This is a genomic window from Methylotenera sp. (assembly GCF_029945705.1).
Classification (GTDB): Bacteria; Pseudomonadota; Gammaproteobacteria; order Burkholderiales; family Methylophilaceae; genus Methylotenera.
Genome location: NZ_JAQSDC010000043.1, coordinates 70,342 through 91,855, shown reverse-complemented (window position 1 = coordinate 91,855; position 21,514 = coordinate 70,342). Strand labels below are relative to the sequence as shown.

Genomic DNA, 21,514 nt, shown 5'->3' with positions numbered 1-21,514 from the left:
CAATGCTATTGTATTGTTAGAAATATGCATTCATTCCAATAAAAATAATACGTTTTAATTCTCTCGAAATTTTGACATTATTAGGAGCTTAGAAATGACATCTACATTTATTAATAAAACCTTAATCGTCGCCTTATCTACCATGTTAATGACTGAAACATATAGCGTTCAGGCAGATACAGCAAAAGTTGGGCAAGGTGAAGGTCAATTAGATGTCATTGCTTGGCCTGGATACCTCGAGCGCGGAGAATCTGATAAAAATTATGACTGGGTAACAAGTTTTGAGAAAGAAACTGGTTGCAAGGTTAATGTGAAAACCGCGGGTACTTCAGACGAAATGGTTTCACTCATGAATAAAGGTGGCTATGACTTAGTCACCGCTTCTGGCGATGCTAGTTTAAGGTTAGTTGCGGGTAAAAAAGTACAGCCTATCAACACCGCCTTAGTACCTTCTTGGGCTACAGTTGATAGCCGCTTACAAAATGCCCCATGGCATACAGTTGGCGGCAAACATTACGGCGTACCTTACCAATGGGGCCCGAATGTATTGATGTACAACACGGCAACTTTCAAAACAGCACCCACCTCATGGGCGACAGTATTCGAGCCGCAAAACCTACCCGATGGCAAGCCCAATAAAGGTCGCATCCAGGCCTATGATGGCCCAATTTACATTGCTGATGCAGCGCTATATTTGATGAAAAAAGACCCATCGCTTGGCATTAAAGATCCATATGAATTGAACGAAAAACAATATGCGGCTGTATTAAAGTTGCTGCGCCAGCAAAAAATTCTTACACATCGCTATTGGCATGATGTAACAGTACAAATGACCGACTTCAAAAAAGAAGGGGTAGTTGCCTCTGGCGCATGGCCATATCAGGTGAATGCATTAAAAACAGAGAAGCAACCAATTGCCTCGGTGATTCCAACCGAAGGTGCTACGGGCTGGGCAGATACCACGATGTTAGCGAGTAAAGCAAAACACCCAAACTGTGCTTACAAATGGCTAGAACACTCACTAGCACCAGAAACGCAAGTTGGTGTGGCGGAGTGGTTCGGCTCTAATCCTGTGGTGCCAACTGCATGTAAAACTAAAGCACCCGGTGGCAGCGACTTCTGCGCAGATAACGGCTTTAGTCGTTATGCGGAAATTAAATTCTGGAGAACACCACAAGCCAAATGTTCACTTAAAGAAGGCTGTGTACCATACAGCCGCTGGACATCAGACTATATTGCCATCATGGGTGGCAGATAGTTGTAGCTGATGGTTGCTATTTCAAATGCGTTTGCTGCCGTAGAATTTTCTACTGTCAGTAGGCACTATGGCGATGTTCGTGCGGTTGATAATGTTTCAATTTCCATCGCAGAGGGTGAGTTCTTTTCAATGCTGGGGCCAAGTGGTTCTGGTAAAACCACTTGTTTGCGACTCATTGCTGGCTTCGAGCAGCCAAGCATAGGTAGCATTAAAATTTTCGGAAAAGAGGCGGCAGGAACACCGCCATATGAACGTGAAGTAAACACCGTTTTTCAGGATTACGCATTGTTCCCTCACATGAACGTGCTAGATAACGTGGCTTATGGTCTCCGTGTGAAAGGCATCGCCAAGCCAGAGTGCTATAAACTCGCGGAGCAAGCATTAGAGCAAGTCGCCTTGGCAGAATATGGTCAACGTAGACCAAGTGAGCTATCAGGTGGTCAGCGCCAACGCGTTGCATTAGCGCGAGCACTCGTGAATAAACCAAGGGTCTTATTACTGGATGAACCGCTGGGTGCGTTGGATTTAAAGCTACGCGAGCAAATGCAGCTTGAACTCAAAACACTACATAAGAAGCTGGGCATTACGTTCATCTATGTCACACACGACCAAAGCGAGGCATTATCAATGTCTGACCGCGTGGCGGTGTTTAATCGAGGAAAAATCGAGCAAGTTGATACACCTCGTAATCTTTACATGCAGCCTAAAACCAGCTTTGTTGCAGATTTTGTTGGCACTTCGAATGTAATTAAGAGTGTGCTAGCCCAGCAACTTACAGGTCAAAACCAACCGTTTTCGATACGTCCTGAACATATCAACCTAGATACTCATCAGCTCAATCATATGCAAAATGACACCATTAAAGTAGCGGGCGAAGTGGTTGATATTCAGTACCATGGCGCTACGAGTAAGATTGAGGTGCGGGTTGGCAACCAAATGTTGTTCATAGTGCTTTCCAACACAGAACTATCTGAGCCTGAACTGCCTAAAATCAGCCAGAAGTTAAACCTATACTGGTCGAAAAGTCGTATGGTCATGCTGGAAAATCAAGCAATTTAGTGTCGCACCACCATCATGCAATCAACAACCATAACCGCCGATACTTCAAAACCATTTGGACGAAAACTTAGCAATACGCTTTACCGCAAGAGCAATCTCTTTCTATTTTTGTTACTCACCCCGCCGCTACTTTGGTTTGGTGTGGTTTACTTGGGTTCATTATTCGCTTTACTGTGGCAGAGTTTTTATACGTTTGATAGCTTCAGCATGGCGGTTTCAAATGATTTAACACTCGAAAACTACCACAGTCTTTTTGATGCAACTAATCTGGACATCATTCTGCGCACACTCAGCATGGCAATTGCGGTAACGCTGGCTTGTGCTTGCATGGCTTTCCCCATCGCGTATTACATGACACGCTATGGTAGCCGAGCTGAAAAAGGACTTTTCTATATTGCAGTCATGTTGCCGATGTGGGCAAGCTACATCGTGAAAACCTATGCTTGGACAGTGATCTTATCTCAACAAGGTATTTTGTATTGGTGCATCAATCACTTAGGCTTATCCAATGCCCTTAACCACGTGTTACAAATACCAGCTATCGGTGGCAATACGCTAGCAACCTCCAACCTAGGGCGCTTTATAGTGTTCACCTATATTTGGCTGCCATTTATGATTTTGCCTATACAAGCCGCACTTGAGCGTGTACCTACCAACTTACTGCAAGCCTCTGCCGACCTAGGCGCAAAGCCAGCACAAACCTTTCGCCGTGTACTGCTTCCATTAGTCTTCCCTGGCATAGTAGCAGGCTCAATTTTCACTTTCTCGCTAACATTGGGTGATTACATCATTCCGCAACTTATTGGCCCTAGCGGACTGTATATAGGCACGATGGTGTACACGATGCAAGGTTCGGTAGGCAATATGCCGCTAGCGGCGGCATTTACAGTCGTACCCATTACGCTAATCTTCATTTACTTATCACTTGCCAAACGCGCTGGAGCATTTGATGCACTCTAAAAACAATCAAAATCAATCAAGCGCACCAATTTGGCTAAAAACCTTGGCTTATGGTGGTTTGGTATTTTTACACTTTCCGATTGTTGTCATCGTGATTAACGCCTTTGTAGCGGGTGACGGTGGCAGCACTCACTTTACCTTGCGTTGGTTTCATGCAGCATTTGCACGTGAAGATGTCATGTCAGCAATTGTTTTATCGCTCAAAGTGGCAACAGTCGCAACATTACTGGCAATCATCATGGGTACCATGACCGCTGCAGCGCTCTATAGACGTAATTTCTTTGGCAAAGAAGCGATTACAACAATGCTGATTTTACCTATAGCGCTCCCCGGCATTATCACAGGAATCGCATTACTCTCGGCGATGAACATTCTCGATATTACACTGGGTTTTTTAACCATTGTAGTCAGTCATGCTACGTTTTGCGTGGTGATGATTTACAACAATGTCGTCGCACGCTTCAGGCGCATGCCACATAACTTAATTGAAGCTTCTATGGACTTGGGGGCAGATGGATTGACCACCTTTCGATTTATCGTATTGCCACAGCTCGCTACCGCACTATTAGCTGGCGCTTTGCTTGCGTTTGCACTTTCATTTGATGAGCTCATTGTGACCATATTCACTGCTGGACATGAAGTCACATTACCAATTTGGCTGCTTAACCAACTATCAAGACCGCGTGATGCAGCTATCACCAACGTTGTAGCAATGATGGTCATGCTCATTACTGCCATACCCATTATTGCAGCCTATTATTTAACACGTGGCACAGAAAGCATTGCGGGCAGTAGCCGTTAAAATTAATAATATATAATTTTCAAAGAGGATAAAAGAAATGCAAAATTTTCAGACTCAACTACTCATCAACGGTAAGTTTGTTAAAGGTGAAGGTGCATTAATCAGCGTGCTGAACCCAGCAACTGAAGTAGAAATAACGCAAGTTGCTGAGGCTTCTTTGACGCAAATTCAAGAAGCTGTTGCTGCAGCGGCAAAGGCTTTTTCTAGCTGGAAAAAAACCACACCGCGCGATCGCGCAACCATGTTGCTTAAACTCGCCGATGCCATTGAATCTGATGCAGAAAGTTTTGCTGAGCTGGAATCTATCAATTGCGGAAAGCCTTATTTAGCAGCTTTGAATGATGAGATTCCTGCCGTTGCTGACGTATTTCGCTTTTTTGCAGGCGCCATACGCAATATGACAGGCTCATTAGCTGGTGAGTATTTAGCAGGTCATACCAGCATGATACGCCGCGACCCGCTTGGCGTTGTGGCTTCAATCGCACCGTGGAACTACCCACTCATGATGGCGGCGTGGAAGCTTGGCCCTGCATTAGCCGCTGGCAATACGGTAGTTCTTAAGCCATCAGAAATGACACCTCTCACCACCTTAAAACTTGCGACTTTAATTGCAGATATTTTTCCAGCAGGCGTAGTCAATATTTTAAATGGGCGTGGTGAATCTGTTGGCGCACCTATGATTTCGCAGCCGCAAGTGCAAATGATTTCAATTACTGGTGATATTTCAACGGGTCAAAAAATCATGGAAGTGGCTGCAAAAAGTGTGAAACGTACCCACCTAGAATTGGGTGGGAAAGCACCTGTAATTGTGTTTGATGATGCGGATATCGCCTCAGTGGTAGAAGGTGTGCGCACTTTCGGCTTTTACAACGCAGGGCAAGATTGCACCGCCGCTTGCCGCATTTATGCAGGTAAGAAAATCTACGATAAGTTAGTGGCTGATTTATCCTCCGCTGCATCCAGCATTAAAGTAGGCGAACAAAAAGACGATGGTGTAGAAATGGGGCCATTAGTTTCTGCACGTCAACGTGAGCGTGTAGCAGGTTTTGTAGACCGTGCAGCCGCGCAAAAGCACATTGAAATTACTACAGGCGGTAAGCCTCGTGATGGTCGTGGCTTTTTTTATCAACCAACTATTATTGCAGGCGCTTTACAAACCGATGAAATCGTCCAAAAAGAAGTATTTGGCCCTGTGGTTTCAATTACCCGTTTTGATGATGAGGAACAAGTTGTGGGTTGGGCAAACGACTCAGAATATGGTCTTGCTAGCTCAGTTTGGACATCAGATGTATCAAGAGCTATGCGCGTTTCAGCTGAGTTACAGTACGGTTGCACTTGGGTTAACACGCACTTTATGCTAGTTTCTGAAATGCCACACGGTGGTATGAAAAAATCAGGCTATGGTAAAGATATGTCAATGTACGCCATTGAAGATTACAGCAGCGTGCGGCATATCATGATTAAGCTATAAAAAAGTCAATCTACAAGCAATGCTTATAAAGCGCTAAGTATTAGTTTTGATAAGCATTGCTTGCAGCTTGGCATATCGCAACAAACTCACCCGTATTGAGTGATGCGCCACCCACCAAGCCACCATCTATATCAGGCATAGAGAACAACTTGGCGGCATTATCTGCTTTCACGCTTCCACCATAGAGGATGCGAATATTCTCAGCTATGCCCGTATCTAACAGCTCGATATGCCCGCGCAAAAAACTCAGAATATTTTGCGCGTGTTCTGGAGAAGCGGCTTTACCTGTGCCGATTGCCCATACAGGCTCGTAGGCGAGCACACCATCCGCTAAGCCTTTCACACCAATCGCTGCAATCACCGCATTGAGCTGCCGAATAGTTACCACGTCGGTAATACCCTCCTCATACTCCTCTAAGGTTTCACCCATGCAAAAAATTGGTTTTAGACCCGCTTTAATGGCTACATCAAAGCGCTCACCAATTGAGTGGTCTGTATCATGCCCGCGCTGACGACGTTCTGAATGACCGATAATCACGTACTCACAGCCAAACTCTTTTATCATGCCAGGCGAAACCGAGCCGGTATAAGCACCAGACTCATAGCGGCTCATATTCTGCCCGCCCCAACTGATGGGGCTGTTCTTTAACAAAGCCTCAGCTTGAAATAAATAGGGATGTGGCATGCACACTGAGTAATCTGCATGTGGATAATCACGAGTGCCAGCTAATAAGCCCTCTAAAAAGGATTTGTTACTGGATAAAGAGCCGTTCATTTTTCGGTTTGCAACCACTAGCTTACGTCTCATTTAAAATCCTGAGTTTACAATCCCTAGTTTAAAATTCATGGCCGATTTACAAGCCACATTAAAGCTTTATTGTCTTATTAAAAAACGTCTCAACTTGGCTGTGAGAAACTGGCTTACTCACGAGGAAACCTTGTATTTCATCACAACCCAATTCTCTCAAGAACGCCAGTTGCGCTTTGGTTTCTATGCCTTCACTCACCACCCGAATTTTTAATGCATGCGCCAAATTAATAATCGCAGTCACAATTTCCGCATCGTCATTATTTGTTAATACGTCGTTAATAAAACTCTTGTCGATTTTAACCGCATCGATTGGCAAGCGCCTGAGCTGACCTAGATTTGAATGCCCCGTACCAAAGTCATCAATATACAGATGCAGATTAAGTGCGCGCATTTCTGCCAGAATCTCCATGGTCATTTCAGGATCATCCATTGTTGCACTTTCGGTAATCTCCACGTTAAGCATAGCAGGATTCATACGCGTAGTTTTGATGATTTCTAAAATATCGGAAATTAAGGACAAATCACTAAATTGCCGTGGTGAGATATTCACCGCGACAGGTGGCGGATTAAGCCCTGCCTCATACCATCTCACCCATTGCTCACAAGCCTCGCGGATGACAAAGCGTCCAATTGGCACAATGAGGCCTGTTTCTTCAGCAATTGGGATAAACTTATCTGGGCTAGTTAATACGCCTGCATTGGTTAGCCAGCGCACTAATGCCTCTAAACCCACCACTTGGTTGGTGCGTAAATCCACTTTAGGTTGATACATCAATAGCAACTCGCCCTTCTCTAAGGCTTGTCTTAAACCATTTTCTATTGCTAGCTGCTCATGCGCGTAGACATTCATTTCTTCACTAAAGTACTCAAAACCACTGCGTTTGCTTTTTGCTTGATACATTGCCAAATCAGCATGTCGAAGCAAAGCGTGTGCATCAGTAGCATCGTTAGGGTAAACACTAATGCCGATACTCGCTCCAACACTGTAACGTCTACCCTGCAGTTCAAATGATTCTGAAATAATGCCAATAATTTTTCTGGCTAAATTGCTCGCTGCATTATTTATCGGAGGATGCGTATATACGACGGCAAACTCATCTCCGCCTAAACGCGCGACAAAGTCATCAGCACGCAAAATTTCGTTCAAACGCGTAGCAATCAGTCTAAGTACTGCATCGCCTAGCTCATGCCCCTCTGAATCATTAATTTTCTTAAAGCGATCTAAATCAATAAAAAGTAAGTAGACCTGCTGTTTTTGGCGAGAGGCTTGCGCAAGACTGTGTGTTAAAAAGTGTTGAAAGTAAGTACGATTGGGCAACGATGTAAGCGGGTCATGATTCGCTAACTTATTGAGTTCAGCTTCCGCGTTATGGCGTTCTGTGAATGCGGAAGCTACAAACAAACCGCCCAACGCCATAGGAATAAGCCCAATTTTAAGTGTAAATACTGCATTCGAATACAACTCAGAATTGATGTGATCAACGTTGAAAATAAGTGTAGCAAAAGCAATAAGTGCTGCCATAAAAATAGCCGCATGCGTAACAATGGTTTTAAATCTAAGCGCCGCTAATAACACAAAGGCCAACAACACAAAAATGATAATCTCTGATGATGCCAACATATGACCGTATGCCAAGATTAGCCAAGAAACAATAACCATCGCGACAAATGCCGTAGCCATCTCAAGCTTTTCATGTATTTCGAAGTAAATTTTTTGAAATGCGAATATTGAAAGCAATAAAGGTACAGTGAGATAAGAAAGCAACAACTCACTAAACCACCACGCCATCATCGTTTGCGCTATCGAGTCCCAAAACGTAAAGCCTAGCCACTGCATACTCAATATTGAAATAACGGTATGTACTGCACTTGCAATGGGCGCAGCCACAAAAGCAAATGCCGCCACAGTGGACACTTGGTTAATAGTCACCACTGAAGGGCGCAAGAGTCTTAATAGATAGTTGAATATAAATGCCGAAATACCGCTACCAATAGCCAAAATTGCAGCTAGCTGCCATGGCATCTTCAGTAAGTGAAACAGTAATGAACCTACAACGCAACCTAATATACCAGTCCAGCCATACCTGACGACTATTGCACCAGCTAGCGCAATAGCAGGCAACTCAAAAAATGAGATTGCATCAATATAGGGGATAATAAATGTGCCTAAATAGGCCGTGATAAAATAGATAAGCCCAATGACTCCAGCTTTAGCTAGAAAGGACTTTGTTTTCTCAACAGTAGGAATGCTTACTCTAAATTCCATTTACTTATACTCATTCTTCCAAACGCAATCAGCATTAAACTCATGTTAGCGTATTGTGCTTATCAAGCAAAAACTTAACTACATTTTTCAGGTAAATTAATATTAAGTCTTTTAATATTAAAACGTTGGTGGACTACATGAGCTCACTAAAGTGCATGGCTGAGAACCTGCGTTTCTAAAGCGATGCGGCAAATTACTATTAAAATAATACGCATCGCCGACGCCTAACACCCGTGTGGATTCGCCGACGGTGACTTCCAATCGACCTGATAATATCACGCCGCCCTCTTCACCTTCATGTTGCAGCATATTTAAACCAGTATCTGCACCCACTTCATACGTTTCATAAAGTATTTGTAAAACGTGACCCGCTTTTGCCGAACCGATTTGCCGATAAGAAATGCCTTCACCGCCGCTAATTTCCGTCAGTGATTCAGCACGGTAAAATACTTCACTTTGCATATTCGGCAACTCATCTGAGAAAAACTCAGCCAAAGTCATTGGAATACCAGCAAGTATGCGCTTAAGCGCACTGACTGAAGGGCTAGTATTTCCAGATTCAATCAATGAAATGGTCGCGTTAGCTACCCCAGCCTTTTTCGCCAAAGCTCGCTGCGAGAGTTGATGTCGTAAGCGAACAATTCTTAACCTTGCGCCTAAATCTACTTCCATATTTATATCTGCTCGATTTTAGTGTGTTTAAAGTGTTAAATATACAATATCACTTACATAATTAAAACCAATAAAATCAATCATTTAATTTTATTAAAAACCAGCATTGACATAGTTTACTAAACATCTGAATATACTTATGATATTTGAGTTTTTTAGAAAGGCCATCATGTCGCAAAGCAACCCCATTAAACTGCCTAATATGTCTCACTATTGGATGCCATTCACTGCGAATCGGCAATTTAAAGCCATGCCACGACTATTTAAAGCGGCTAAAGGCAACTACTTTACTTCAATTGACGACAGACAGATTCTGGATGGCACGGCAGGTTTGTGGTGTGTCCCAGCTGGGCATGGACGTAGTGAGATTGCTTCGGCAGTGGGCAACCAATTATTAACACTAGATTTTGCACCTCCATTTCAAGCCAGCCACCCATTAGCTTTTGAAGCGGCGGAACGTGTTGCGGCCTATATGCCCGCTGGCTTAGACCGCATTTTCTTTACTAACTCAGGCTCAGAATCTGTCGACACAGCACTTAAAATAGTGCTCGCCTACCACAGGGTATGTGGCAACCCTTTGCGCAATAAGCTGATTGGCCGTGAACGTGGTTATCACGGCGTGAATTTTGGAGGTATTGCCGTGGGTGGAATTGCTGGCAATCGTAAAGCGTTTGGAAATAGCTTAGCAGGGGTTGACCATATCCGTCATCCATTAGATATTGCAAAAAATGCATTTACCAAAGGCGTACCTGCCGATGGCGGCGTTGCCTTAGCCAATGAGTTTGAGCAACGCATACTCACGCTACATGACCCATCGACCATTGCCGCGCTGATTGTAGAACCTATGCAAGGCTCTGCTGGTGTAGTGGTGCCGCCAGCAGGCTACTTAAAACGTCTACGTGAAATATGCACACAATATGGGATTTTGCTCATTTTTGATGAAGTGATTACTGGCTTTGGGCGACTTGGTACGAAGTTTGGCGCTGATTACTTTGATGTGATTCCAGACATCATTACCTGTGCTAAAGGCCTCACTAACGGCGTTGTACCAATGGGTGCGGTGGCCGTTAAGCGCGAAATTTACGATGCCTTTATGGAAAAATCGCCAGCAGGCGCCATTGAATTGCCACATGGTTACACCTACAGCGCCATTCCAATTGCTTGCGCCGCAGCCATCGCTACGCTAGATATTTTTGCAGCAGAAAAATTAGAAGATAGAGCTGCCAGTTTAAGCACCTACTTCGAACAAGCTGCACACAGCCTAAAAGGCTTGCCGATGGTGAAAGACATCCGCAACATTGGTTTAGTAGCTGGCATTGAGTTTGAGTCAATCGCAGGTAAACCAAGCGCAATGGCATTCGCTACTTATTTAAAATGCTTTGAAATGGGCATACATGTGCGCTTTACTGGTGAAATCATCGCCATATCACCGCCCTTAACCATAGAGAAACATGAAATCGACCGTATTTTCAACACGATTGCAGATGCCATTAAAAGCGTGAATGCTGCTGGGGAAGCTGGTTTAATTGTGAACAACCACCTTAAAAATGAGCAGGCATGGGCGATGCATCAATCCTTCTAAAATATAGGTCAAGTGAAGACCAATAGATAAGCATAATAAATGTATACAACTTATAAAACGGAATAGTAAAAATGAATATAAAAACCATCGGACACTACATCAACGGTCAGCACATCGCTGGTGCTAGCGGCAGATTAAGTGACGTTTACAACCCAGCAACAGGTGAAGTGCAGGCAAAGTTAAGTAACGCGAGCGTAGCCGAAACCGAAGCAGCGATTACTGCTGCTCAAGCTGCATTCCCCGCTTGGTCTGCCATGCCAGCACTTAGGCGTGCACGTATTATGTTTAAATTCAAAGCCTTGCTTGATGAACATGCCAATGAGTTAGCTAAAGCCATTTCACTGGAACACGGCAAAACTATCAGCGATGCACGCGGAGAAGTCACGCGCGGGATCGAAGTAGTGGAGTTCTCTTGCGGTATGCCACACTTACTAAAAGGTGATTTTAACGAGCAAGTCGGCACGGGAATCGACACCTACAGCATGCATCAGCCACTTGGCGTAGTAGCTGGCATTACCCCATTTAACTTTCCAATTATGGTACCGCTATGGATGATTCCGATGGCTTTAGCCACTGGTAATACATTTGTACTAAAACCCTCAGAAAAAACACCCAGCGCCAGTTTAATGATTGCCGATTTACTCGCCGAGGCTGGTTTGCCAGCGGGTGTATTCAATTTAGTCAACGGCGATAAAGAAGCGGTTGATGTATTACTCTCAGATAAACGCATTCAAGCCATTAGCTTTGTCGGTTCAACACCTATCGCTGAATATATTTATAGCACTGGTACTAAGAATGGCAAACGGGTACAGGCATTGGGCGGTGCAAAAAATCACTTAGTCGTCATGCCAGATGCAGATTTAGACCAAGTGGCAGATGCACTGATTGGCGCGGGCTACGGCTCTGCTGGCGAGCGCTGTATGGCGATTTCAGTGGCTGTCACAGTGGGCGATATTGCGGATCAATTAGTTGAAAAACTAAAAGAGAAAGTAAAAACCATCGTCATAGACCAAGGTTTAAATGAAAAGGCCGATATGGGACCATTAGTAACTCCACAGCACTTTGCCAAGGTTAAAGAGTATGTTGATTTAGGCGTTAAAGAAGGCGCAAACCTAGTGATTGATGGTCGTGACTATATTCACAAAGGTCACGAAGAGGGTTTCTTTTTAGCGCCCTGTTTATTCGATCACGTCAACAAAGATATGCGCATTTATAAAGAGGAAATTTTTGGCCCTGTGCTATGTATAGTGCGTGCAGAAACGTTTGAAGAAGCTCTGCAACTAGTGAACGACCACGAATTCGGTAATGGCACAGCCATTTTCACACGGGATGGTGAAGCTGCGCGCGAGTTCACTAACCGCGTACAAGCTGGTATGGTCGGCGTGAATGTAGCGATACCTGTACCGATTGCTTTCCATAGCTTTGGTGGCTGGAAACACTCATTATTTGGAGATCACCATATTTATGGCACTGAAGGCATGCGTTTTTATACACGGTTAAAAACCACGACATCTCGCTGGCCTTCTGCTGCTAAAAGTACAGGTTCTGAATTTGTGATGCCGACGATGAAGTAAAATAGCTCAATCAATTAATAAGATAAAAACATGTCATCTTTAAAGCACGTTGCTGAATTAATTAAGAAAAATAAAATCACCGAAGTGGAATGTGTATTCCCTACGATTAACGGCACATTGCGCGGTAAGGTGATGCGCGGGCAAGACTTTGCAGATGGCAAAGAACTGCGCATTGCCAGAGCGGTGATTTTACAAACGATTAATGGCGAATATTGCGATGACCATATCATTGGCGCGACAGACAACGACACCATACTCAAGCCAGATTACAGTACATTTAAAATACTGCCATGGCAGCCACAGCGCGCATGGGTGCTGCACGACTGCATGAATTTTGATGGAAGCCCATCTGAGCATGCACCGCGCAATGTGCTTAAAAAAGTATTAGCACAATACCAAGCACTAGGGTTACAGCCTGTAGTCGCGCCAGAGATTGAGTTCTATTTGTTTAAACGTGATGGGCAAGAAGCAGCTGGCTTCAACCCGCCCACCATGCGTGGTGGCAACATAGAGCAAGAACGCCAGATGGCTTATAGCCTAAACTCCACCGCCGAAATGCGCGATTTTTGGCAAACCTTGCAAGCCAGTTTTGATGCGCTAGAAATCCGTACCGATACTTGGTTGCACGAAATGGCACCCAATCAATTTGAAATCAATCTGCTACATGGCGATGCGCTTAAACTCGCTGATGATGTGTTGCTGTTTAAACATACTTTACGTGAAATTGCTGCCCAACATGGCTTGAATGCGGTATTTATGGCGAAACCGTTAGCTGATTATGATGGTAGCTCTATGCACTTACACCAAAGTATTGTTGATGCCAAAGGCAACAATATTTTTAGTGATGCCACTAATGACAACATAGGAAACGCCACAGCAGATTTCTATGCCTATATTGCAGGTTTACAAAAATACATGGCAGATTTAATGCCGTTGATGGCGCCCTATTTCAACTCGTGGCGCCGCTATGCGCTTGGCACACAAGCCCCTGTTAACTTGCAATGGGGTCATGATAATCGCACAATAGGCTTACGCGTACCTCACTCGGATGCTGCAGCACGGCGCGTTGAAAATCGCTTTGCTGGCAGTGATGCCAACCCATATTTGGCAATGGCCACCTCACTTGCTTGCGGCTTACGAGGCATGCAAGAAAAGCTTAAACCAAGCGCACCAGTGGATGACAGAGACGGTTATGAATTCCCACGAGAAATTGCCATAGGCTTAGAAAGCGCTATCACGCAGCTTAAACAAAGCCAGTCTGCACGCGAAATTTTTGGCAACGAATTTATAGATGCCTTCTGCAATGTAAAAGAGATTGAGCTGGCACATTTTATGTATGAAGTGAGTAGCTGGGATAGACGTTATTTGGCTTTGCAAGTTTAAGTTTGATAAGTTAGTTTTTTAAGTCACACATGACTAATGTTCAAATAGCCTCAACGCAAATACACGCTAAACGTCGCAACTTAAGCATAGTCGCGCTCAATGCCGTTTCTACGCTTTCGCAGATTGGTCAGTATGGGCTAGGCACAACCTTGTTACCCATCGCATTAGTGGCTAAAGGCGCAACGCCAGAGCAAATCGGTATTACCAGCTCCGCACTGTGGCTGGGTATGCTCGCTGGTCTTTTGGTCACGGGTCAAATCATTCGAGCTTTGGGCTATCGCAATACCGTGATAGTAGGCTTAGCCATTAGCGCCTTAAGTTTTGCTGTAATGCCTAGCCTGAATTGGCAATGGTGGTTTGTGCCTGCGGCTGCTATTGGTTTTGGCTTAGGTTTGCGTTGGATAGCCAACGAAACTTGGTTATATCGACTCGCACCCACACATGCGCGCGGTAGGATTATCGGCATTCACGAAACCTTGATTAGCATTGCTGCAGTCTTGGCACCGCTCATTATTGTGAGTGTGGGCGCAATCAAACCAACTGCGTTTTGGATAGCTGGAACCATCATCATGCTGGCGGCCATACCGCTATTCGTCGCAGTCACTTTACCAGCTACAAATAGTTCGCAAGAAATTAAGCTAAAAGACACTAATTTAGGTAAATCTATCAAACAAACCATCGCATTCTTGATGGGATTTGGTGCACTAATTGCAGGCTTAGGCGGCTGGATGGAAGGCAGCATTTTGGCATTTCTGCCTATGTATAGTGCTGACATTGGCTTAGCCAGCAGCGATGTCGCCTGGTTACTCACCATATTGGGCATTGGTGCAATGACTTGTCAGTTTGCGATAGGTTGGTTAGCGGACAACAAAGGCTTGCTATGGACAGCCAAACTATGCACTTTTGCTGCACTCTTGGCGGTTCTTATGGCTACCCTTTTCGAAAAAAACTTCTTAAATTTAGCCGTGGCTATGTTTATATTAGGCGGCGTAGGCGGCGGTTTGCTGACACTAGGCATATTTTGGGCGACGCTGGCTGATGCAACGGCTATAGAGGCAGACCATTCCGAAGCCAACTTAAGTAATCGCGTAAGGCAAGTGTCTATTGTTTACACGATTTTATCCGCAGCTGGGCCTTTTATATCGGGTTTTGTCGTGAGTCATACAGGTAGTGGCAGCTTGTTTTGGCAGCAACTAGTGGTGATATTGGTGATTGCAATCGTGCTATTTTGGCATTCACGTAAAAATACCACCTATTAATACTATGTTATTGAGTATTCAGTAAAAATACACACCCCATTCTCTCAAAGAGAATTCACACGTCTAAGTAATGAACGTCTTAGTCAGCACCACCTTTACATAAACTTACGAAAATTTACAATTAATTCAATAAGTTAGCGCATTTAATTGCATCTAATCACACATATTGATTACACCAAACAGTGATTTAATTATCGCTTGGAATACTAAGAAAATGAAACCGTTTTGTTATTCATCATTTCTCGAATATATCCATAAATTTACCACTATTTTATTAAGTTAGATTCACGTCCCACACCACTTATATATCAAAGCATATGTATCAAAGGATGACTGATTCACGCTTCATTAATAGAGAAATATTTTGTAAATTAAAATCACTTTAAGAGGTAATCATTATGACGAGTATTAGTAGCGTGTCATCAACCAATAGTATTTATCAAACGTCGCAAACAGGCGCAGGGCATAGTACACACCGCATGAAGCCTGACAACGACCAACGTCAGGGTAAAGATGATGGAGGGCTAATGGGTGCAATTGACACTGCGCTTAAATCTGCGGGAATATCAGGAGGTCTTTCTTCCATTTTTGGCGACCCCAGCGCGTCAAGTACAAGCTCAAGTAGCGATACGACCAGTTCAGACTCAACGGCTTCAAGTACAGATGCAACCTCTGCTTTAAGTACTTTTATGCAGAGTCTAATGGCGGCACTGCAATCTCAAAGCGGCTCAAACACGACCAGTGACTCCTCATCATCAGAAGAAGGTTTCATGCCTCCGCCACCACCGCCAATGGGCATGGGTGGCGGTGATATGGAGAGCAAAATGCAAAGTTTAATTTCACAACTCAGCAATGCTAGTACTCGTGATTCGTCGTCATCGGACTCTAGTGATTCAAGTAGTAGCTCAAACTCCTCATTACAATCCAGCTTTAATGACTTATTGAGCGCTTTAGGAAAGTCATCTTCGGGTGGGAGTGGCTTGGAGACGTTCTTACAGTCGCTCTCTAGCAGCTTAGAAGGACATGGCTCATCTGGCAAGGTGGTTAGTACTAAAGTCTAAATCAACCACCATAAAAGCAAACCTCACTAGCTAAGGTTTGCTTTCACTGGCATGTTAATTTCAGTGCAAACTAGACATCAAACTACATGCCAGAATAAACGGGGCCACTTCCACCTTCTGGTGGCACCCACACAATATTCTGTGTTGGATCTTTAATATCGCAGGTTTTGCAATGGATGCAATTTTGCGCATTAATCTGCAAATGTTTTGCTTCATTCTTAATCACTATTTCATATACGCCAGCGGGGCAATAGCGTTGCTCGGGTGCATCATATTGGGCAAGATTAATGCTTATCGGCACGGTATTGTTTAGTAAGTGTAGATGGCATGGTTGATTAGCATCATGCGCAATATTGCTTAGACTAATTGAGTTCAACTTATCAAAGCTATAAATCCCATCAGGTTTAGGGTAGTTAATTTTAGGCATATCAGCCGCTAGTTTAGTGCAATTGTGGTCAGCTTTATGATGCTTAAGCGTCCATGGTAAATATAGTTTAAATGCCGCTAACCACATTTCTAAGCCACCAAGTAACATCCCTACCCAACTACCAAACTTTGATAATAATGGCTTCACATTGCGCACAGCATTCAGGTCTTGCCAAACCCAAGAAGCCTGCAATGCTTTAGTATAGTTGTGTAATAAAGGCGGCACCGACTGCTGATCAACATGATGACTCAATGCCTCAAATACTGCTTCTGCCGCCAGCATGCCTGATTTCATCGCATTATGGCTACCTTTAATCCGCGGCACGTTCACCATGCCTGCACTACAACCAATCAGCGCACCGCCAGGAAATATCAACTCAGGCCAAGATTGCAATCCGCCCTCGCTAATGGCTCTTGCGCCATAGCTTAATCGCTTACCACCCTTAAGTATGGCTTGCATTTTAGGATGCGTCTTAAAGCGCTGGAATTCATCGTAAGGTGACAAATGTGGGTTGGCATAGTCCAAATGCACAACAAAGCCAATTGAAACTAGCTGTTCACCATAATGATAAATGAAGGAGCCGCCACCAGTGTCGTGATTCAATGGCCAACCCAGACTATGCTGAACCAGACCTGTACGGTGTTGCTCAGCAGGAATACGCCAAACCTCTTTAAAGCCTAAACCATACTTTTGTGGAGATGCGTTTTTGCGTAAATCAAAATGACTTTCCAATTCACGCGTGAGTGAGCCGCGTGTGCCTTCTGCTACTAATGTATAAGATGCTCTGATTTCAATACCCGCTGTAAACTGTGCGCTTGGCTGGCCAGAAGCATCTCGCCCCATATCACCAGTAATGATGCCAACGACTTTATCCTGATCGTCATACAGCATTTCTTGAGCAGAAAAACCTGCGTAAATCTCAACACCTAAGCTTTCCGCTTGCTCGCCCAGCCATCGACAGACATCGCCCAAACTGGCAATGTAATTACCTTGATTACTCATCAAAGGCGGCATTAGCCAATGCGGAATTGACCAAGATTTGGTTTCGCCCAATATCAAAAACTCATCATTTTGAACAAGCGTATTCAGAGGAGCACCCTTCTCTTCCCAATCTGGAATCAATTCGTTTAAGGCAATAGGGTCTATCACTGCACCCGAGAGTATATGTGCGCCAACTTCTGCGCCTTTTTCGAGCACACATACACTTAGCTCTTTGCCTGCTGCATTGGCAAGCTGCTTAAATCTAATTGCCGCCGCTAGCCCAGCTGGGCCTGCACCGACAATCAAAACATCATAATTCATCACATCACGTTGCATCATTATCCTTCTATCATCTTTTAGCTTATTTCTGGCTAGGCAATTTCTGGCAGGTTGACCAGATCACTTCGTTCAATACCTACGGTCAAGCTCTTACACAAATCTAAAAACTCACGAATGCCTGTTGTTTGATATTTCTGCTTATGCCACAGAAAATAAAAGAAACGACTCAAATTCAAATTGGGCGTGGAAATAGGCACCAAGCTACCGCGGCGAAAAGCATCTTTAAGCGCTAAGCGTGAAATACAACCAATGCCAAGCCCGGATTCCACCGCACGCTTAATCGCCTCCGTATGCTCTAACTCCAATCTGATTTTAAGTTTGGAATGATGGCTATGCAATGCTCGATCAAACGTTTCACGCGTACCAGAGCCCTTCTCACGCAAAATCCAATCCTCTTGGAGCAACTGCTCTAATGAAACCTTACGCTGCTTTGCTAAGGGATGATTTGGTGCGCTAAACACAACAAGTTCATCCGCTATCCATGGTTGAACCTCAATATCAGGATGGTTACAGTCGCCCTCAATTAAGCCCAAATCTAATTCATGGTTAGCAATTTGTTGCACTATCGTACTGGTATTGTGCACCTTTAACTGTATGCGACTCTCAGGGTGCTCCTGCAAAAACCTAGCTACCAGAATCGTGGCTAAATAATTGCCGACTGTGAGTGTTGCCCCAATTCGCATGTGTCCAAAACCAACATGCCCTTGCAATAAGTTCTCTATTTCTTTGGCTCTATCTAGCAACTCGACGGCTCGTGGCAACAATTGCCGACCTGTTTCGTTGATGCGTAGAGATTTACCAACACGGTCAAAAAGTTGCAAATCGAACTGCCGCTCAAGTTCGCTGAGTGAAGTACTCGTTGCAGATTGAGAAAGCGATAATGCCTCGGCTGCGCGCGACACGCTCTCAGTGCGACTGATGGCAACGAAAATCTCAAGTTGTCTTAGGCTGTATTTCATTTGATGTATATCAATAAAATAGATATGTATTATCTTTATAATTCATTTAGCAAATATTATACGCTACTGTAAAATGCACAGCAATTGCAAAGGAAACAGACATGAACATATTAGTCGCAGTCAAACGAGTAGTGGATTACAACATTAAAGTCCGCATCAAACCAGATGGTTCTGATGTCGATATCGATGGCGTTAAAATGGGCATCAACCCCTTTGACGAGAATGCGCTTGAAGAAGCCTTACGCTTAAAAGAGGAAGGCATCGCGACCGAAGTGATTGCTGTTTCTGTTGGCACATCGGCAAGTCAAGATGTACTTCGTCACTCATTAGCAATGGGCGCAGACCGGGCTATTTTGATAGAGTCAAATGCTGACTTACAACCATTAGCGGTTGCTAAACTATTAAAATCTATTGTTACTCGTGAGCAGCCAAGCCTCATTATCCTCGGCAAACAAGCCATTGACGATGACGCAGGTCAAACTGGGCAAATGCTGGCTGCACTTTTGGATTACCCTCAAGGCACATTCGCATCCGCGCTAGAAATTGAAGGTAATGAGATCTTAGTCACTCGCGAGGTTGACGGTGGCACAGAAACATTAACATTGGCTTTACCTGCGGTCATCACAGCGGATTTACGCTTAAACGAGCCGCGCTTTGTGAAATTACCCAACTTAATGATGGCCAGAAAAAAACCGATTGAAACGATTAACGCAGCTGAGTTTGGTGTGAATTTAGATGCTCGCCTTAAATTAATACAAGTTGCCGAACCTGCTGTAAGAAAAGCGGGTATTAAAGTCGGAAGTGTTGAAGAGCTTATTAATAAGTTACGCACACACAACGGCATTTTAGAAGGAGTTTAATATGAAAATTTTAATTCTAGCCGAACACGATGGCCTTCAATTAAGCCCATCAGTACGTCAAGCTGTGACCGCAGCACAATTTTGGAATTCACCAGTGCATGTTTTAGTGGCTGGTCATAACGCTGATGCAGTTATTCAACAAGCTGCGTCTATTCATGGCGTTGAGCGTGTGATTCATGCAAATGCCGCTCACCTAGCACACCCTTTAGCAGAAGATATAGCCAACTTGATTGTATCAATTAGCGAAGGATATGAAGTTATTCTTGCGGCGCACTCATCCTTTAGTAAAAACGCATTGCCACGCGTGGCGGCATTGCTGGACGTTGCCATGATTTCTGATGTATTGGAAATCAAAGCTGAAAATACTTATGTTCGCTCGATATATGCAGGTAATGTATTAACCACTATACAAAGCACAGATGCTGTTCAATTGCTGACAGTGCATGGTAGCAACTTTGCTGCGGCAAGTTTGGGCGCAAATAATGAGATATCCAGTACTGTAATCGCAAGTACTGAAATTGTAGGTTCAGAAATCGTAAGTACAGAAACACCAGCAGCTTTTAAAAAAGCCAGCTGGAAGTCTGAAGTTCGTAGTCAATCAGACCGCCCAGCCTTAGGTTCAGCCAAAATTGTCATCTCTGGTGGCAGATCACTTGGCAGTGCAGAAAGTTTTGAGGAAGTGTTATCACCATTAGCGTCTAAATTAGGCGCCGCATTAGGGGCAACCCGCGCAGCTGTAGATGCAGGCTTTGCACCTAACGACATTCAAGTCGGTCAGACTGGTGTAGTCGTGGCACCTGAACTGTATATCGCAGTCGGTGTGTCTGGTGCAATTCAACATACCTATGGCATGAAAGATAGCAAAATTGTAGTGGCGATCAATCAAGATCCTGATGCGCCTATCTTTCAGGTGGCGGACTATGGCCTCGTCGCGGACTTATTTGACGTCATACCTGCACTCACTGCTGCAATTCGATAACTAAATTTAAGAAAACATTATGAGCAAATATTCAAACGAACGTGTACTCAGTGTCCACCACTGGAATGACAGTTTATTCAGTTTTAAGACTACCCGTGACCCCGGTTTACGTTTTGAAAATGGTCAATTTGTGATGATAGGACTAGAGGTGGATGGTCGCCCGCTTACCCGTGCCTATAGTGTTGCCAGCCCTAACTATGAAGAGCACTTAGAGTTTTTTAGTATTAAAGTACCTAATGGTCCACTGACATCACGCCTACAACATTTAAAAGTGGGCGATGAGTTATTAGTCAGCCGCAAGCCAACTGGTACGCTAGTCATTCACGATTTAAAGCCAGCCAAGAATCTTTATTTACTCTCTACAGGCACAGGGTTAGCGCCATTTATGAGCTTGATTCAAGACATTGAAGTGTACGATCGTTTTGAAAAAGTGATATTAATACATGGTGTACGTTATCTTAGCGAGCTTGCTTATGCAGACTTCATTGAAAAAGAGTTACCAAACAATGAGTTTTTCGGTGAGGAAATACGCAATAAATTAATTTACTACCCAACCGTCACAAGAGAGCCTTTCCGTAACCAAGGTCGTCTCACCGATTTAATTAATTCAGGCAAGTTATTTGAAGATATTGGCTTACCGCCAATCAACCCAACTGATGACCGCGCAATGATCTGTGGTAGCCCACAAATGTTGGCTGATACAGAAATGCTGCTTGATAACTTAGGTTTCAAAGTATCGCCACGTATCGGTGACCCAGGTGACTATGTGATTGAACGCGCCTTTGTTGAAAAGTAATCTATCCTAAATTCT

At 44.1% G+C, this 21,514-nt stretch carries 18 protein-coding genes; 13 read left to right on the top strand and 5 right to left on the bottom strand.

Features of this window, described 5'->3' with window-relative positions; all coding sequences use genetic code 11:
• The first annotated feature begins 94 nt into the window (after window positions 1-94).
• The 5 genes from PSU78_RS09390 to PSU78_RS09370 are packed head-to-tail and all read left to right on the top strand — an operon-like array spanning window position 95 to window position 5,550.
• Entirely contained in the window at window positions 95-1,258 is a 1,164-nt protein-coding gene (locus tag PSU78_RS09390; RefSeq protein WP_300387345.1) for an ABC transporter substrate-binding protein, read from the top strand.
• A gap of 9 nt (window positions 1,259-1,267) precedes the next feature.
• A complete protein-coding gene (locus PSU78_RS09385; protein WP_300387343.1) occupies window positions 1,268-2,317 on the top strand; it encodes an ABC transporter ATP-binding protein in 1,050 nt (349 codons plus the stop codon).
• 15 nt (window positions 2,318-2,332) lie between these two features.
• Window positions 2,333-3,277: an ABC transporter permease gene (locus PSU78_RS09380; RefSeq protein WP_300387341.1), complete on the top strand. Its 945-nt coding sequence runs from the start codon at window positions 2,333-2,335 to the stop codon at window positions 3,275-3,277.
• A complete protein-coding gene (locus tag PSU78_RS09375; protein ID WP_300387339.1) occupies window positions 3,267-4,079 on the top strand; it encodes an ABC transporter permease in 813 nt (270 codons plus the stop codon). The genes PSU78_RS09380 and PSU78_RS09375 overlap by 11 nt, the downstream gene beginning before the upstream one ends.
• Before the next feature lie 37 nt (window positions 4,080-4,116).
• Window positions 4,117-5,550 carry a gamma-aminobutyraldehyde dehydrogenase gene (locus PSU78_RS09370; RefSeq protein ID WP_300387337.1) on the top strand — a complete coding sequence of 478 codons (1,434 nt, stop codon included), beginning with the start codon at window positions 4,117-4,119 and terminating at the stop codon, window positions 5,548-5,550.
• A 40-nt stretch (window positions 5,551-5,590) separates the two neighbouring features.
• Here the strand turns inward: PSU78_RS09370 and tpiA are convergent, their stop codons facing one another.
• From tpiA to PSU78_RS09355, 3 genes are all read right to left on the bottom strand, one after another.
• Entirely contained in the window at window positions 5,591-6,358 is a 768-nt protein-coding gene (gene tpiA / locus PSU78_RS09365) for a triose-phosphate isomerase (protein WP_300387335.1), read from the bottom strand.
• Between the two features lie 58 nt (window positions 6,359-6,416).
• On the bottom strand, window positions 6,417-8,627 hold the full coding sequence (locus tag PSU78_RS09360; RefSeq protein WP_300387333.1) for an EAL domain-containing protein: 2,211 nt from the start codon (window positions 8,625-8,627) through the stop codon (window positions 6,417-6,419).
• A 117-nt stretch (window positions 8,628-8,744) separates the two neighbouring features.
• Window positions 8,745-9,299 carry a cupin domain-containing protein gene (locus tag PSU78_RS09355; RefSeq protein WP_300387331.1) on the bottom strand — a complete coding sequence of 185 codons (555 nt, stop codon included), beginning with the start codon at window positions 9,297-9,299 and terminating at the stop codon, window positions 8,745-8,747.
• A gap of 169 nt (window positions 9,300-9,468) precedes the next feature.
• On the opposite strand from PSU78_RS09355, the gene PSU78_RS09350 reads away from it, so the two are divergent.
• The 5 genes from PSU78_RS09350 (at window position 9,469) to PSU78_RS09330 (ending at window position 16,158) form a co-directional block, all read left to right on the top strand.
• The gene (locus PSU78_RS09350; protein ID WP_300387328.1) at window positions 9,469-10,881 is read left to right on the top strand and encodes an aspartate aminotransferase family protein; all 1,413 of its coding nucleotides are present in this window, start codon (window positions 9,469-9,471) and stop codon (window positions 10,879-10,881) included.
• Between the two features lie 71 nt (window positions 10,882-10,952).
• A complete protein-coding gene (locus PSU78_RS09345) occupies window positions 10,953-12,455 on the top strand; it encodes a CoA-acylating methylmalonate-semialdehyde dehydrogenase (RefSeq protein WP_300387326.1) in 1,503 nt (500 codons plus the stop codon).
• A 30-nt stretch (window positions 12,456-12,485) separates the two neighbouring features.
• Window positions 12,486-13,838 carry a glutamine synthetase family protein gene (locus PSU78_RS09340; RefSeq protein WP_300387324.1) on the top strand — a complete coding sequence of 451 codons (1,353 nt, stop codon included), beginning with the start codon at window positions 12,486-12,488 and terminating at the stop codon, window positions 13,836-13,838.
• A 29-nt stretch (window positions 13,839-13,867) separates the two neighbouring features.
• Window positions 13,868-15,097, top strand: coding sequence for an MFS transporter (locus tag PSU78_RS09335; protein WP_300387322.1), 1,230 nt, complete (start codon window positions 13,868-13,870; stop codon window positions 15,095-15,097).
• Window positions 15,098-15,495: 398 nt separating this feature from the next.
• Window positions 15,496-16,158 (top strand): hypothetical protein, encoded by a 663-nt coding sequence (locus tag PSU78_RS09330; protein WP_300387320.1) that lies wholly within the window; start codon window positions 15,496-15,498, stop codon window positions 16,156-16,158.
• Window positions 16,159-16,240: 82 nt separating this feature from the next.
• Here the strand turns inward: PSU78_RS09330 and PSU78_RS09325 are convergent, their stop codons facing one another.
• Window positions 16,241-17,902, bottom strand: a complete 1,662-nt coding sequence (locus tag PSU78_RS09325; protein ID WP_300387390.1) for an electron transfer flavoprotein-ubiquinone oxidoreductase — start codon at window positions 17,900-17,902, stop codon at window positions 16,241-16,243.
• A 35-nt stretch (window positions 17,903-17,937) separates the two neighbouring features.
• Window positions 17,938-18,864 carry a LysR family transcriptional regulator gene (locus tag PSU78_RS09320; RefSeq protein WP_300387319.1) on the bottom strand — a complete coding sequence of 309 codons (927 nt, stop codon included), beginning with the start codon at window positions 18,862-18,864 and terminating at the stop codon, window positions 17,938-17,940.
• Window positions 18,865-18,965: 101 nt separating this feature from the next.
• On the opposite strand from PSU78_RS09320, the gene PSU78_RS09315 reads away from it, so the two are divergent.
• From PSU78_RS09315 to PSU78_RS09305, 3 genes are read left to right on the top strand one after another with little or no spacing between them, the layout of a single operon-like run.
• Window positions 18,966-19,724, top strand: a complete 759-nt coding sequence (locus PSU78_RS09315) for an electron transfer flavoprotein subunit beta/FixA family protein (protein ID WP_300387317.1) — start codon at window positions 18,966-18,968, stop codon at window positions 19,722-19,724.
• Window position 19,725: 1 nt separating this feature from the next.
• Window positions 19,726-20,703, top strand: coding sequence for an FAD-binding protein (locus PSU78_RS09310; RefSeq protein WP_300387315.1), 978 nt, complete (start codon window positions 19,726-19,728; stop codon window positions 20,701-20,703).
• A gap of 19 nt (window positions 20,704-20,722) precedes the next feature.
• Entirely contained in the window at window positions 20,723-21,499 is a 777-nt protein-coding gene (locus tag PSU78_RS09305) for a ferredoxin--NADP reductase (protein WP_300387313.1), read from the top strand.
• Window positions 21,500-21,514 lie beyond the last annotated feature (15 nt).